Genomic DNA, 13848 nt, shown 5'->3' with positions numbered 1-13848 from the left:
TCAGCTGGATCAGCGCGGCGGACGCCTGCGGAGGGTGCGCACCAGCCACAGCACCAGCAGCACGATCCCCACCACCACGACGAGGCAGCAGAGCAGGCCCGCGAAGCCTCCGCCCCGGGACCTGCGTCGCGCGGCCTCCATCACCAGCTCGCCCTGACCCGTGGACGCCCAGGCCGCGACCGGTACGAAGACCGCGAGCACGACCGCACCGAGGACCGCGCTCAGCCGGCCCCACCACCTGTTCCAAGATGACATGACCCCATCGTGACCGAGCCGGGCAACCGGGGCACGCGGACGCACGCAGAAACCCCGGACCAGTCGACCCGCGGGCAAAAAGGCAAAAGGCCCCGGAGGTAAACTCCGGGGCCTTTTCTCACGAGTAGCGGGGACAGGATTTGAACCTGCGACCTCTGGGTTATGAGCCCAGCGAGCTACCGAGCTGCTCCACCCCGCGTCGGCTTCATAAGCTTAGCGCATCCCCGGGACGGAGATCAGCGGGGTCCCCGGATCGTGCGCCCGGGGTCCGGCCGGCACTCGAAGACAAAGCGAACGGCCCGAGGATCAGAATCCTCGGGCCGTTCGTCGTGGTAGCGGGGACAGGATTTGAACCTGCGACCTCTGGGTTATGAGCCCAGCGAGCTACCGAGCTGCTCCACCCCGCGTCGACTGGTTAACCGTAGCGTACGGGGCCCGGGCCCGCAAAACGGGCCCGGGCCCCGTACTCAGCGCAACCAGTCCCGGATCGCCTCGACCGCCCGACGGCTGTCCGCGTCGACCTGCGGCTTCGGGCTGGAACCGCCCTCCCAGCCCTGCTCCCAGAGCACCGTCACCACGTTCCCGACCCGGATGGCCCGGATCAGCCGTACCTCCTCGCCACCGCCACCGGCCGGGTCGCCGTTCAGGTCGACAGCCGGTCTGCGCATCTCGAACAGCACCGACTCGTCGCCGTAGCCGGCGCCGGCCAGCAGCTTCTGCCGGGAGGTCACCCGACCGACCTGCTGCTCAGGGCAGTTCCGCACCGCGGTGCGCAGCTCGTCGAGCGCATCGCCGGCCCGACCGTCCCGGTAGATGGTGATGCTGTGCCGGTAGAGGCCGTCCGGGACGTACCCCTCCGGCGTGCCGCCCAGCTTGAACGGCATCGACCGGGCCCGCTGCCGCACCGTCCCGGACCCGCCCGGCTCCGCGCCGCACAATGCCGGCAGGACGGGGCCGGCCTCGAACCTGACCCCCGCGCCGGTGTCGTTCGCCGCCGCCAGCGCGAAGAAGGCCGAGTCGGGAATGGAGGTCGGCGTCCGGGCGGTTGGCGGGGAGCCATCGCGCGACGGCGGTGTCGACGACGGCTGCCGCGACGCCGACCCGCTCGGGCCGGGCGAGGTTGCCGACGGGGTGGGCGTCCGGCTCGACGGCGCGGGCGACGGCGGGGCCGGGGTGTCGGCGGGCGGCCCGACCTGGCCGTCCGGAGCGGCGGCGAGGACGAACTGGGCGCCGACGGCCGTCCCGCCGACCAGCGCCGCCGCGGCCAGCACCCCCAGCGCGGCCCGGGTCCGCGCCCGGCGGTCGGCGTGCCTCCGCACCAGGTCGGGCGCGGCCAGGCCGCGCGGGTCGGTGTCCTCGGCGAGCGAGCGGTAGAAACCGGTCAGTTCACGCGACATCGTTGACCTCCAGCTCCTCGGACCGGACCCCGGGCAGCAGCTCGGCCAGCCTCGCCCTGCCCCGGGACAGCCAGGACTTCACGGTGCCGGTGGGGACCCGCGTCTCGCGGGCGATCTCCTCCACCGACATGTCGAACAGGTAATGCAGGGCCAGCGCCTGCCGTTGGTTCGCCGGCAGCTGCCGCAGGGCGCCGACCAGGAGAACGGTGTCCTCGCCCGGTGGCCGTACGTTCTCGGGTGGGCCGGTGCGGCTCACCGCCGTACGCCAGCCGCTCAGCCGGCGGAAACGGTCCGTGGCCAGACGGCTGACCACCAGCCGGAGCCACGCCTCCGGCGCCGGGTGGGTGGCCAACTTGCCCCACTGCCGCCACGCCCGGGCGTACGCCTCCTGCACGAGGTCCTGGGCCTCGCCGTGGTCACCCGCGACCGCGTGGCCGTACCGGAGCGTCCGGGCGGACGTGCTCCGGTAGAACTCGTCGAAGCTCTGCGCGTCCCTCATGCCCACATCACGCCTCCCCGTTTCCCCATCTGCTGAGGAGACGGCGGACAGGGTCGGGCGGTTGCGGGCATCAGGTCGGAAATACGACGGAGCCCGCAACCCGGACCGGTGCGGTCGTCGGGTTGCGGGCTCCGTCGTGGATCCCGGCGGTACGGCTCAGTTGCTGGCCGTGGGCCCCGGGGATGCGGGCGGGCTGCCGCTCGGCGCCGGGGCTGGCGGAGCGGCCTGCTGCGCCTGCTGGAACGCGGTCATCGCCTCGTCCAGCGCCTTCAGCGCCCGGCCGTACCGCTCGAAGTCGCCGGACGTCTGCGCGGCCTTGACCTCGGCGATCGCCGTCTGCACCCGATCCGCCGCGGCGGCCAGCTCATCGGTGAGCGGCGGGTTGGGGCCGCCCGTGGGCGGCGGGCTGGGGCCGCCCGTTGGCGGCGGGTTGGTGCCGCCCGTGGACGGCGGCGGCGTGCCCTGCCCGGCCCGCTTGCCCTGGTCGACGAGCTGCTTGATGCCGTCGGTGAGGTTGTCGGCCAGCACCACGTACGAGCCGCCGTCGCCGTAGGACAGCAGCACCTTCTGCAACAGCGGGTACGCGTCCTGCTGGTTGCTCTTCACGTAGACCGGCTCGACGTAGAGCATCCCGTCGCCGAACGGCAGGGACAGCAGGTTGCCGTACTGGACCTGCGCCTGGTTGGAGGAGAGCAGGTTGAGCTGCTGCCGGATGTTGGCGTTGTTGGTCATCTGCTGGTGCACCTGGACCGGCCCGGAGACCCGGGTCTGGTCCGGCAGCTCCAGCACCTCCAGCTTGGGCTGACCGTCGACGTACGACCCGGAGATCAGCGCGGCGAGGTTCTGCCGGCCGTTCGGGGTGACCGCCGCGGTGAGCTGGAAGCGCGCCGCCTCCTGCCCGGGGAACTGGGTGAACAGGTAGTACGGCGGCTGCTTCTGCCCGCTGTCCGGCGCGTCCGGCACGTTCGGCACCTGCCAGAAGTCCTGGCCGGAGTAGAAGTCGCCGGGGTCGGTCACGTGGAACTTGGTGAGCATGTTCCGCTGCACCTTGAACATGTCGGCCGGGTAGCGGAAGTGCTCGGCCAGCTCCGCCGGGATGGCGTTCTTCGGCAGCACCAGGTCGCCGCCGAACGCCTTGTTCCAGGCCTTGAGCACCGGGTCGCTCTCGTCGAACTCGTAGAGCCGCACCGTGCCGTCGTACGCGTCGACGGTGGCCTTCACCGAGTTGCGCATGTAGTTGACGTTCTCCCGGGCCAGCTGGAACGTGCCCCGGTTGGTCAGCTCGTCGGCGGTCTCCGTCTGCAGGTTGACCCGCTCGGCGTACGGGTAGGTCGCCGCCGTGGTGTAGCCGTCGACGATCCACTGGATCCGCCCGTCCACCACCGCCGGGTACGGGTCGCCGTCGAGGGTGAGGAAGGGCGCGACCTTCTCCACCCGGTCCCGCGGGTTGCGCACGTACAGCAGCCGGGAGTTGTCGTTGACCGCCCCGGAGAGCAGGAAGTTCGACTCCTGCTCCTTGATCGCGTAGAGCAGCCGGCGGGTGAACGAGCCGATCTCGACGCCGCCCTCACCGGTGTAGGTGTAGTACTGCTCGCCGCCGGTGGTCGGGGTGGGCCGGTCGAACTCGGCGTTGCGGCTCTTGTCGGACTGCCCGACGATCGCATAGTCGTTCGCCCCCATCCGCTCGCCGTAGTAGATCCGCGGCTGGCTGGCCGGAATCTGCTCGGCCTGCGAGGAGCATGCCTCCTGTGCCTTCTCGCCGAGGAAGCCGGAGACGAAGTACGGCTGGCCGCCGCAGACCACCTGGTTGGCCGGGGCCGCGACGAGCCCGTACCCGTGGGTGAAGACGGTGTGCCGGTTGATCCAGTTGTTCTGGGTCAGCTCGCCGTAGTTGATCTCGCGGACGCCGACCACGTAGTCGGCGGTCTTGTTCGCCACCGAGTACCGGTCGATGTCCAGCTTCGGACCGAAGTCGTAGAAGCCGCGGACCTGCTGGAGCTGGGTGTACGTCTCGGAGACCAGCTGCGGGTCGAGCAGCCGGACGTTCGGCACCACCGAGGTGTCGGTGGCCAGGCTCGCCGGCGGGGTGAGGTTGTTCGCCGCGTACCCGGTGGTCTTCGTGTCGATCAGGCCGAACGCGGCCCGGGTGGCCCCGATGCTGCGTTCGATGTACGGCGCCTCCTTGTCCCGGGCGCTCGGCTTGACCTCGAAGGTCTGCACCGCCCACGGGTAGATGCCGCCGATCGCGACGGCGGAGACGCCGAGCAGCGCCAGCGCGATGCCCGGCCAGACCAGGTTCCGCATCACCGCGTTGGAGAACACGATGATGGCGATCGCCACCACCACCGAGATGTACGCCAGGATCTCCTTGGCCGGCAGCAGCGCGTTGACATCGGCGTAGCCGGCGCCGTAGAGCTTGGCGCCCTCGTTGTACTCCAGCAGCATCGCCCGCCGGTCCAGCACGTACGCGACGGCCTTGAGCAGGACGAAGACCGCGACCAGCGTGGTGAGGTGGGCCCGGGCGGCGTTGGTCATCCGGTCGCCGACGCCCTGCAGCCGCACCCCGCCGAAGATGTAGTGCACGGCCAGCGCGCCGAGCAGCGCCAGCACCACCGCGGTGAAGCCGACGCCGAGCAGGTACCGCCAGAAGGGCAGCTGGAAGACGTAGAAGCCGACGTCGACGCCGAACTCCGGGTCCTTGACCCCGAAGTCGCCGCCGTTGCGGAAGAGCAGCCACTGGTTCCACCGGCTCTGCGCGGAGAGGCCGGCGAAGAGCCCGAACACGGCCGCGGTCAGGCTGAACCAGGTGCCGATCCGGGGCGTGAGCAGCATCCGGTAGCGCTCCAGGGTGGCCTGCTCCAGCGAGTGCGGCCGCAGCGCCGGCCGTAGCCGGTACGCCAGCCAGAGGTTGCCGCCGACGAAGAGGGCCAGCCCCGCCCCGATGGCGAGGAAGAGCAGCAGCCGGGTGACCAGCACCCCGGTGAAGACCTGGGTGTAGCGGACCTCCTCGAACCAGAGCCAGTCCGTCCACGCCTGGACACCCCAGCCGAGCAGGGTGAAGAGCACGAAGACCCCGGCCAGGACACCGACGGTGACGCGTCCACGGCGGCTCATCCTCGGCAGGGGGGTGCTACGCATGACCACTGTTGGCTCCGCACGCTCGATGTGATCGGCTCCGGACAGGCACCCAGAGTACGGGGTGTCCCTGAACGTCTCGGGGCACGGTCACGCCGCGCTGCCGGAGCGCCCGACCGTCAACAGCGCGTCGGCTGCCCGCCCGCCCGCAACGTCTCCAACGCCGTCAATGCCTCGTCAAGCGAGCCGACCTTGATCAGGGGCAGGTCGGGCTGCGGATTGCGGACCGCCTCGGCGCAGTTGCCCGCCGGCACCAGGAAGACCTTCGCCCCGGCCTTCTTCGCCCCGACGAGCTTCTGCGCGATCCCGCCGATCGGACCGACCCGGCCCTCGTCGTCGATGGTCCCGGTGCCGGCGATGATCTTCCCGCCGGTCAGGTCGGCCGGTTCAATCTTGTCCACGATGCCGAGGGCGAACATCAGCCCGGCGCTCGGCCCGCCGATGTTGCCCAGGTCGATCTTCAGGGTGAACGGGTGCGGCTGCCGCTGCTCCGGCACCAGCCCGATGCGCGGCCGGCCGTCCTGCTCCCGGCTGGTCACGGTGGCCGTGCCGGCCACGCCGTCCCGGGTGTAGCCGATGCGCAGGGCGGTGCCGGCGGGCTTCGCCCGGACCAGCTCCACCAGCTTCGTCGCCGTGGTCACCGGGACGCCGTCGACCGTGGTGATGACGTCGCCGGCCTGCAGCACGCCCGCCGACGGGCCGTCCCCGGCGACCTCCTTGGCCACCACCTGCACCGGGTAGCCGAGTTCCACCAGCGCGGCGGTCTCGGCACTGGTCTGCGAGTTCTGGAAGTCCTCGGCGTTGCGCTTCTCCACCTCCTCCTGGCTCTCGCCCGGCGGGTAGACCAGCTCGCGCGGCACCACCGCGTCGTCGGGGGAGAGCCAGCCGGCGATCGCCCCGCGCAGCTTGACAGTGGGCTGCACCCCCACCGTGGTCATCCGCAGCTGCCCGGCGGAGGTCGACGTCGACCGGCCGGTGACCTGGATGACCTCCTTGCCGTCGGAGGTGCCGAGGGTGTTCACGGTCGGCCCCGGGCCGAGCACCACGTACGGGATGGGCGCGCCGAGCACGCCGATGCTGAGCAGAGTGGTGAGCAGAGCACCGAGGAGGACGGTCACGCCGCGACGTCTCATGCGGCAGAGCGTACCGACCGGGGCGGCGCCGGCCGGTCGACCGAGGACGACTTCGCCCTCAGCGCAACGCCAGCGGCGGCGACCTGGGGCGCGGCGCGCGTACCGTAGACGTCGTGCCTGATATTCCGTTCGGTTTCGCGCTCCCGGGTGGGCAACCACCAGACCCCAACGATCCCGCGCAGATGCAGCAGTTCATGTCGCAGTTGCAGCACCTGCTCTCCGCGTCGGGCAGCGGTCCGGTCAACTGGGACCTGGCCCGGCAGGTGGCCGCCAGCCAGCTCGCCGCCGCGGGCGACCCGGCGGTGTCGCCGTACGAGCGTCACGCGGTGGAGGAGGCGCTGCGCATCGCCGACCTCTGGCTGGAGCCGGCGTCCGCCCTGCCGTCCGGCATCCGCACCTCCGTGGCGTGGAACCGCAACGAGTGGATCTACAAGACCCTGGACGTCTGGCGCAAGCTCTGCGACCCGGTGGCCAGCCGGATGGTCGGCGCGATGGGCGACCTGGTGCCGCCGGAGGCCCGGGCCCAGCTCGGCCCGATGCAGTCGATGGTGGCGACCCTGGGCGGGGCGCTCTTCGGCGGGCAGCTCGGCCAGGCGCTCGGCTCGCTCGCCGCCGAGGTGCTCTCCGCCGGCGACATCGGCCTACCGCTGGGCCCGGCCGGCACCGCCGCGCTCGTCCCGGCCAACATCCGGGCGTACGGCGAGGGCCTGGAGCTGCCCGAGGACGAGGTACGCCTCTACGTCGCCCTGCGCGAGGCCGCCCACCAGCGGCTCTTCGAGCACGTCCCGTGGCTGCGCGGGCACGTGCTGACCGCGGTGGAGAACTACGCCTCGGGCATCCGGGTCAACCGGGAGGCGATCGAGGAGGCGATGGGCCGGGTCGACCCGACCGACCCGGAGTCGATGCAGGCCATCGCCCTGGAGGGCATCTTCACCCCGGAGGACACTCCAGCGCAGAAGGCGTCGCTGGCCCGGCTGGAGACCGTGCTCGCGCTGGTCGAGGGCTGGGTCTGCCACGTGGTGGACAACGCCGCCGGTGAGCGCCTGCCCAACGTGGTACGCCTCGGCGAGGCGTTCCGCCGCCGCCGGGCCGCCGGCGGTCCGGCCGAGCAGACCTTCGCCGCGCTGGTCGGGCTGGAGCTGCGACCGCGCCGGCTGCGGGAGGCGTCCGCGCTCTGGGCCGCGCTCACCACGCACCGGGGCATCTCCGGCCGGGACGCGGTCTGGGGCCACCCCGACCTGCTCCCCTCGGACGACGACTTCGCCGACCCGGTGGCCTACGCCACCACCCGGCTCGACCTGGACGACGAGCTGGCGAACTTCGACTTCAGCGCGCCCGGCGGCCCGGAGGAGCAGGCGCCCGGCGGGGGCACCCCGCCCCGCCCCGACGACTCCGGGGACGACACCGACAAGTCCTGACCCACCCTCACCCCACCGGCCGGGCCGCCCCCACGCGCGCCCGGCCGGCGGCGTCTCCACCCCCGCCGCATGCGTCGATCATGAGGTTGACGGCGATGTCGATCTCCTCCGGTGCCGTCAACCTCATGATCGACCGCTCGGCCCGTCGGGTGGCCGGGAGGGGCTGGGGCGGAGTGGCCGGTGGGCCCTTTCGGGCGGGTCAGGAGCGGCGGGCGGGGCCGGAAAGGAGAGCCCGGGTGGCCTCCCAGCCCTCGACCGCCGGGTCCAGGGCGGCCAGGTCGACCGGGCCACGCAGCCGCCGCCAGGCGGGGGTGACCGCGACGTCGCCCGGGGTCGGCGCCGCCCGGCGCACGTCCGCCGGCACGGCCGCGTCGAGGTCCAGCGCCGGCAACCATCCGGGTACGGGCAGCCGGGTCGCCACCCCGAGCAGCCCGGGACGGTCCCCCTCGACCGGGGCGACCGCGACGGGCCGGCTGGTGAGCGGCCGGAGCAGCTTGCCCAGCGTCAGGCCGGGCAGGTCGGGGGCGTCGGCGGCGACCACGGCCGTCTGGTCGTACCCGGTCGGGGCGGCCAGCGCGGCGTCGACGGTGGGCGTGGCCACCTCGTGGATCGTGGTCCCCGGCCAGACGACCGCCTCGGCCAGCCAGCGGTCCGCGGGCGTCACCGCCACCGCCGTCTCGACCTCGGTCAGCGTGGCGAGGAGGTCCACCACGTCCTCGGCCAGCGCGGTCCGCCAGTCCACCGGGTCGATCCCCGGCGGCGACCAGGCCACCGGAGCGAGCAACGCCACCACCACACGTCGGACCACGCCCCGACCCTAGCCCCGCACCCGCCCGGGCCCGTGGCCGCCCGGCCGGTGCCAGCGGGACGGCGGGACGGCGGGACGGCGGGACGGCGGGGCCAGGGCGGGGAGGCGCCGGGACAGGCGGGCGGGGGGTCAGCCGGGGACGGGTACGCCGGAGGCTGCGGCCACGCCCTCCAGGTAGCCGCGAGCCCGCTCGGTCCTGGGGTACCTGGCGACGAGTTCCCAGAACCGGGCGTTGTGGCTGGGCACGATCAGGTGCGCCAGCTCGTGGAGCAGCACGTAGTCGAGCACCCAGTCCGGCATGTCCTGGAGGCGGTGGGAGATCCGGATGGTCCGGTCGGCCGGGGTGCAGGAGCCCCACCGGCCGTTCTGGTTGGTGACCCAGCGGACGCTGGCCGGCAGGGCGTCGCTGCCGTGCTCGGGGAGGTAGAGGTTGATCAGGCGCAGCGCCCGGTCGAGCAGTTCGGTGTCGGAGCGGGCCAGCCGGCCCTCACGGGCGGCGAGCCGGGCGAGCATCCGGTCGACCCACTCGCTCTCCTCGGCGCGGGAGAACTGGTCGGGGATCAGCACCACGACCCGCTCCCCGTCGCGGTAGGCGGACACCGTACGTCGCCGGCGCTGACTGCGCCGTACCTCGATGACCGGCTTCCGCGCCCCAGCCATCAGTGGGCCGCGCAGCCGTGGTTTCCTGCCACGAAGGCAAGCTAATGCGTACTGACCAGGGGTCCGCAAGGGTCAACACCCCGACACGCGCCCGGAAAATGGCGGTTGGTCGCGGGGTGTCCCGAAAAAATCTGTGGATGACCATGTCGGGGTGCCCTGATCGCCCTTCGTGGCAGCCGCGGAGGCACTCCGCTCGCCTTCGCCCTCCACCGTAGGTGATCACCGTCCGGAGCGATGCTCGGGCCCCGCCAGGGCGAACTTGCGCGGCTTCACCCGGCGTGTCCCCGGCAAACTCACTAATCCGGCCTATTTCGGCATGCACACTCTCGACGTCGACTTCCTCACAGTGTCGATGCACAGCTGACATGGATTCGCCCAGACCTGGGTAGGGTCCGCCATCCAGCGGTCACGTGGGTGCCCGCGGAGAAGACCCAGCGCCGGCGCCCCGCGTGGCCCGCCGCCGGGAGACCCGCCGGGCCGGCTCGCCCGGCGGACGAGACGAGGAGGGGCTACCGTGGCCGACCAGGCCCAGACCTACAACGGTTACTGCGTCAAGTGCAAGGAGAAGCGGGACTTCGAGGGGCACGTCGAGGTCTCGAAGACCGGGATGAACATGGCCAAGGGCAAGTGTCCGGTGTGCGGCACAACAGTGAACCGCATCCTGGGCAAGGCCAAGGTCTGACCCGTACGGGTTCCGGGGGAGGGGCGGCCGGCGGTCGCCCCTCCCCCGCGTCGTCCGAGCCTCGGCGAAGCTGTCGGGTGGGTGACAGAGTTACCCGCCGGTTGTGGATATCCCGCCATTTCCTGTGGACAGCGCTGGGCAGAGGCCCGCGTACCTGTGGACAACGATCGACGAGCAACGGGGAATCGATCACGATCCGTCGTCATGAGCCCGTCAACCCGCCCGGCCCTGCCCCGCCCGACGCTGCTGCCCGGCCTGACCCGGCTCTGGCGCGACCGGCACACCCTGCAACTCGGCCTCGACCCGGGTCGCGCCGTCCTGCTCGAAGTCGCCAACCCGCGCGCCGCGCGGCTGCTCGACCTGCTCGACGGCAGCCGCAGCGAGCGCGGCATCCTGGCCCACGCCGAGGCCGCCCGGGTCGGCCCTGACGAGGCCCGCGAGCTGCTCGACGCGCTGCGCGCCGCCGGTCTGGTCGTACCCGCGCACACGCTGCTTCCCCGGGACCTGGCCGGGGCGGCGCGCAGCCGCCTCGCCGCGGAGGCCGGGGCGCTCGCGCTGGCCGGTCCCACGCTGCCCGGCACCCCGGCGCAGGTCCTTCGCCGCCGGCGGGCCGCCCGGGTGGTGGTCACCGGCGCCGGCCGGCTCGGCGGCCCGGTCGCCGTCGCGTTGGCGCAGGCCGGGGTGGGCCACGTGGCGCCCGAACTCACCGGCCCGGTCGGCCCCGCCGACCTGGTCGGCACCGGCCTGGCCGGGTCCGACGTCGGGCGTCCGCTGGCCGCCGCGCTCCGCTCGGCGATCGGCCGGACCGCCCCCGGTACGCAGACCCGCCCGCTGCGCCGCGGCCGGGTGGAGCTGGTGGTCCACCTCGGCGCGGACCGGCCGGCCGCCCTGCTCGCCGCCGGGTACGCCCAACGCCGCCAGCCGCACCTGCTGCTCGGCCTGCGCGAGGGCGTACCCGTGGTCGGGCCGCTGGTCCGGCCGCCGGTCGGGCCCTGCCTGCACTGCCTGGACCTGCACCGGGCCGACCGGGACCCGGGCTGGCCCGGGCTCGCCGCCCAGCTCGCGGCGGACCCGGCCGACCAGGCGTGCGCCGCCGCCACCCTGCTGGCCGCCGTCGGGTACGCGGTCGCCGAGGCGCTGGCTCACCTCGACGGCGGCGCACCGGAGACGCTCGGCTGCGCCGTGGAGATCGGCGCGGCCGGCCGGTTCCGGCGCCGGGTCTGGCCTCCGCACCCCTCCTGCGGGTGTGCCGGCCACCGAGAATGACGGCGGCAGGGCGTGACGGCGGCCGAGCCGGTGCCCGGCCGGCCACGGCGACGGGACGCGCGGGTACGAAGGCGGCGCGGAGGGGGGAAGCCGGGGTCGAGCCCGGCTTCGGAGCAGCAGCCGGCCCACTCGGTCGGTAACAATGACCGGGTGACCGACATCCCGCGCCGGGCCGTGTCCCGGACCGCCAAGCTCGCCGCTCTGCCGCTCGGCTTCGCCGGGCGGACCGTCCTCGGCATGGGTAAGCGCGTCACCGGGCTCGCCTCCGACGTCATCTCCGCCGAGATCCAGCAGCGCACCGCCGAGCAGCTCTTCAGCGTCCTCGGGCAGCTCAAGGGTGGCGCCATGAAGTTCGGTCAGGCGCTGTCGGTCTTCGAGGCGGCCCTGCCGGAGGAGATCGCCGCCCCCTACCGGCAGGCGTTGACCAAGCTCCAGGAGGCGGCGCCGCCGCTGCCCGCGGCGACCGTGCACAAGGTGCTCGCCGAGCAGCTTGGGCCGGACTGGCGGGACCGGTTCGTCTCCTTCGACGACACCCCGGCCGCCGCAGCGAGCATCGGTCAGGTGCACAAGGCGGTCTGGCGTGACCCGGAGACCGGCGCGGCACGGACGGCGGCCGTCAAGATCCAGTACCCGGGCGCCGGTGACGCGCTGCTCGCCGACCTCAAGCAGCTCTCCCGGCTGGGCGGAATGTTCCGGGCCATCCAGCCGGGTCTCGACGTCAAGCCCCTGCTGGTCGAGCTCCGGGAACGGATCACCGAGGAGTTGGACTACGAGCTGGAGGCCGAGTCGCAGCGCGCCTTCGCCGCCGCGTACGCCGACGATCCGGAGATCTTCATCCCGGCGGTGCTCTCCGCCTCGCCCCGGGTGCTGGTCACCGGCTGGATCGAGGGAACGCCGCTGGCGAACATCATCCGGGAGGGCACCGAGGAGCAGCGCGACGAGGCGGGCCGGCTGATGGCCACCCTGCACCTGTCCGCGCCGCCCCGGGCCGGCCTGCTGCACGCCGACCCGCACCCCGGCAACTTCCGGCTGCTGCCCGACGGCCGGCTCGGCGTGATCGACTTCGGCGCGGTGGCCCGGATGCCCGAGGGCACCCCAGAGCCGATCGGCCGGCTGGCCGGGCTGGCGCTGCGCGGCGACGCCGACGCGGTGGTCGCCGGGCTGCGCGAGGAGGGTTTCATCAGCCAGACCGAGCCGGTCGACGCGCAGGCACTGCTGGACTACCTCCAGCCGATGCTGACCCCGGTCGCCGAGGAGGAGTTCCGCTTCACCCGGGCCTGGCTGCGGTCCGAGGCGACCCGGCTGGCCAGCCCCCGGTCACCGGCCTTCCAGTTGAGCCGGCAGCTCAACCTGCCGCCGTCGTACCTGCTCATCCACCGGGTGACGCTGGGGTCGATCGGGGTGCTGTGCCAGTTGGAGGCGAAGGCGCCGTACCGGGGGATCCTGGAACGCTGGCTGCCCGGCTTCGCGCCGGTGGCCTGACGAGGCCACGAAACGCCGCGGGGGCGGTGACCGGACTCCGGTCACCGCCCCCGCATCGGTAGGGATCTAGAGAACGCCCAGGTCGCGGGCCGACTGGCTCCGGCTCTTCATCGCGACGGTACGGGCGGAACGGGTTGCCTCAGTGCTCGTGGTGGTACGACCGGCCTGAGGCCGTCGCATTCGGGCCCGGGACAACGCTTCGTGGAGTAGTTGCATCTCGGTTCCATTCGGGAAGTTCAGCAGCATCGGTTTCGGCTTTCTCGCGGCCGGTGTGACACCGGCGGGGATCGGATCGGGAAGTTGTCAGGCCGCCAGCCGGACCGCACTGCGCGACGGGGCCACACCACTGGCAGCCAGTCGCGCCTCGGCCTCGACCCGGAGCGCCGCGTCGCGGGCGACGTCCTCCTTGCGCGGGCGGCCACGGGGCCGCTTGCGCGGGACGACCGCGCCACGCTCGAAGATCTCGCCGCCCCAGACGCCCCACGGTTCGGCCCGCTCCACCGCACCGGCCAGGCACTCGACGCGCAGCGGGCAGTCCCCGCAGAGCGACTTGGCCAGCTCGAGCTCGGCGGGCGAGTCGGAGAACCACAGGTCGGGGTCGAACTTCCGGCAGGGCAGGTTCGCCTCCATCTCGACACTCACGTCGAGTGGGGCCAACGCCAGACTCATCGCCCGGTCACCTCTCTCTCACTTCGATCTCGTGGATCGCATTTCCGACGTACGGCGGGGCAAAAAAACTAAGGCCGCGGATCCCGGTAAGCGGGTTCCGCGGCCTCGAGGTGAGCCGGTGGTCTGGGGTTCAGACCGGTCTACCTCGAGGTGGAACGCCGCGGACATCCGTGCGCTTCTTGGCGACACCGATGCCCATGCCCACGAAGCCACTGGTCCCCTCGACTCCGATCGGCGCGACGGCCAGGGTCAGCTCGGCCTGAGCCTGGACCTGGTGCACCTGCGGAACCGACGGTCGCGTGGCGGCAAGGGCCACCTGGACAGCCGACAGCGGAGCGCAGGCAGCTGGCATCGCCGCCGGACGCTCATAGGTGAAGATCTCCACGGGTGCCACCTCCCTCACGCTCCTCGTGCCGACTGGGTCTCCACCCCGTGAGCAGCCGG

13 protein-coding genes and 2 tRNA genes are annotated in these 13848 nt (G+C 72.8%); 4 read left to right on the top strand and 11 right to left on the bottom strand.

From position 1 onward, the window contains the following. Positions 1 to 9 precede the first annotated feature (9 nt). The 7 genes from ABZ807_RS16495 to ABZ807_RS16465 all read right to left on the bottom strand — a co-directional run bounded on the left by ABZ807_RS16495 (position 10) and on the right by ABZ807_RS16465 (position 6419). A complete protein-coding gene (locus tag ABZ807_RS16495) occupies positions 10 to 255 on the bottom strand; it encodes a hypothetical protein (RefSeq protein ID WP_357157779.1) in 246 nt (81 codons plus the stop codon). A gap of 125 nt (positions 256 to 380) precedes the next feature. Further along, positions 381 to 454: transfer RNA gene (locus ABZ807_RS16490), tRNA-Met, on the bottom strand. Between the two features lie 131 nt (positions 455 to 585). Then, a tRNA-Met gene (locus ABZ807_RS16485) sits at positions 586 to 662 on the bottom strand. Between the two features lie 60 nt (positions 663 to 722). Beyond that, entirely contained in the window at positions 723 to 1652 is a 930-nt protein-coding gene (locus ABZ807_RS16480; protein ID WP_357157777.1) for a hypothetical protein, read from the bottom strand. Next, a complete protein-coding gene (locus ABZ807_RS16475) occupies positions 1642 to 2151 on the bottom strand; it encodes a SigE family RNA polymerase sigma factor (protein ID WP_357157774.1) in 510 nt (169 codons plus the stop codon). The genes ABZ807_RS16480 and ABZ807_RS16475 overlap by 11 nt, the downstream gene beginning before the upstream one ends. 156 nt (positions 2152 to 2307) lie before the next feature. Beyond that, positions 2308 to 5289, bottom strand: a complete 2982-nt coding sequence (locus tag ABZ807_RS16470; protein WP_357157771.1) for a UPF0182 family protein — start codon at positions 5287 to 5289, stop codon at positions 2308 to 2310. 116 nt (positions 5290 to 5405) lie between these two features. Continuing rightward, positions 5406 to 6419 (bottom strand): PDZ domain-containing protein, encoded by a 1014-nt coding sequence (locus ABZ807_RS16465; protein ID WP_357157769.1) that lies wholly within the window; start codon positions 6417 to 6419, stop codon positions 5406 to 5408. Between the two features lie 182 nt (positions 6420 to 6601). On the opposite strand from ABZ807_RS16465, the gene ABZ807_RS16460 reads away from it, so the two are divergent. Continuing rightward, a complete protein-coding gene (locus ABZ807_RS16460) occupies positions 6602 to 7837 on the top strand; it encodes a zinc-dependent metalloprotease (RefSeq protein ID WP_357157892.1) in 1236 nt (411 codons plus the stop codon). 199 nt (positions 7838 to 8036) lie between these two features. Here ABZ807_RS16460 and ABZ807_RS16455 read toward each other — a convergent pair whose 3' ends face one another. Then, positions 8037 to 8645, bottom strand: coding sequence for a hypothetical protein (locus ABZ807_RS16455; RefSeq protein WP_357157766.1), 609 nt, complete (start codon positions 8643 to 8645; stop codon positions 8037 to 8039). A gap of 129 nt (positions 8646 to 8774) precedes the next feature. Then, positions 8775 to 9305, bottom strand: a complete 531-nt coding sequence (locus ABZ807_RS16450; protein WP_357157764.1) for a M48 family metallopeptidase — start codon at positions 9303 to 9305, stop codon at positions 8775 to 8777. Between the two features lie 514 nt (positions 9306 to 9819). On the opposite strand from ABZ807_RS16450, the gene ABZ807_RS16445 reads away from it, so the two are divergent. From ABZ807_RS16445 to ABZ807_RS16435, 3 genes are all read left to right on the top strand, one after another. Continuing rightward, positions 9820 to 9987 carry a DUF5679 domain-containing protein gene (locus ABZ807_RS16445; protein ID WP_007464795.1) on the top strand — a complete coding sequence of 56 codons (168 nt, stop codon included), beginning with the start codon at positions 9820 to 9822 and terminating at the stop codon, positions 9985 to 9987. Positions 9988 to 10191: 204 nt separating this feature from the next. Continuing rightward, entirely contained in the window at positions 10192 to 11253 is a 1062-nt protein-coding gene (locus ABZ807_RS16440) for a hypothetical protein (protein WP_357157761.1), read from the top strand. Positions 11254 to 11403: 150 nt separating this feature from the next. Then, positions 11404 to 12735, top strand: coding sequence for an AarF/ABC1/UbiB kinase family protein (locus ABZ807_RS16435; protein ID WP_357157758.1), 1332 nt, complete (start codon positions 11404 to 11406; stop codon positions 12733 to 12735). Positions 12736 to 13038: 303 nt separating this feature from the next. Here the strand turns inward: ABZ807_RS16435 and ABZ807_RS16430 are convergent, their stop codons facing one another. Both ABZ807_RS16430 and ABZ807_RS16425 read right to left on the bottom strand, forming a co-directional pair. Next, a complete protein-coding gene (locus ABZ807_RS16430; RefSeq protein ID WP_357157755.1) occupies positions 13039 to 13404 on the bottom strand; it encodes a WhiB family transcriptional regulator in 366 nt (121 codons plus the stop codon). Between the two features lie 130 nt (positions 13405 to 13534). Continuing rightward, a complete protein-coding gene (locus tag ABZ807_RS16425) occupies positions 13535 to 13789 on the bottom strand; it encodes a hypothetical protein (RefSeq protein ID WP_357157752.1) in 255 nt (84 codons plus the stop codon). Positions 13790 to 13848 lie beyond the last annotated feature (59 nt).

Source organism: Micromonospora sp. NPDC047548, assembly GCF_040642975.1.
GTDB lineage: Bacteria > Actinomycetota > Actinomycetes > Mycobacteriales > Micromonosporaceae > Micromonospora.
Note: the sequence above shows the minus strand (reverse complement) of the source record. Positions and strands in the feature narration are given on the sequence as shown.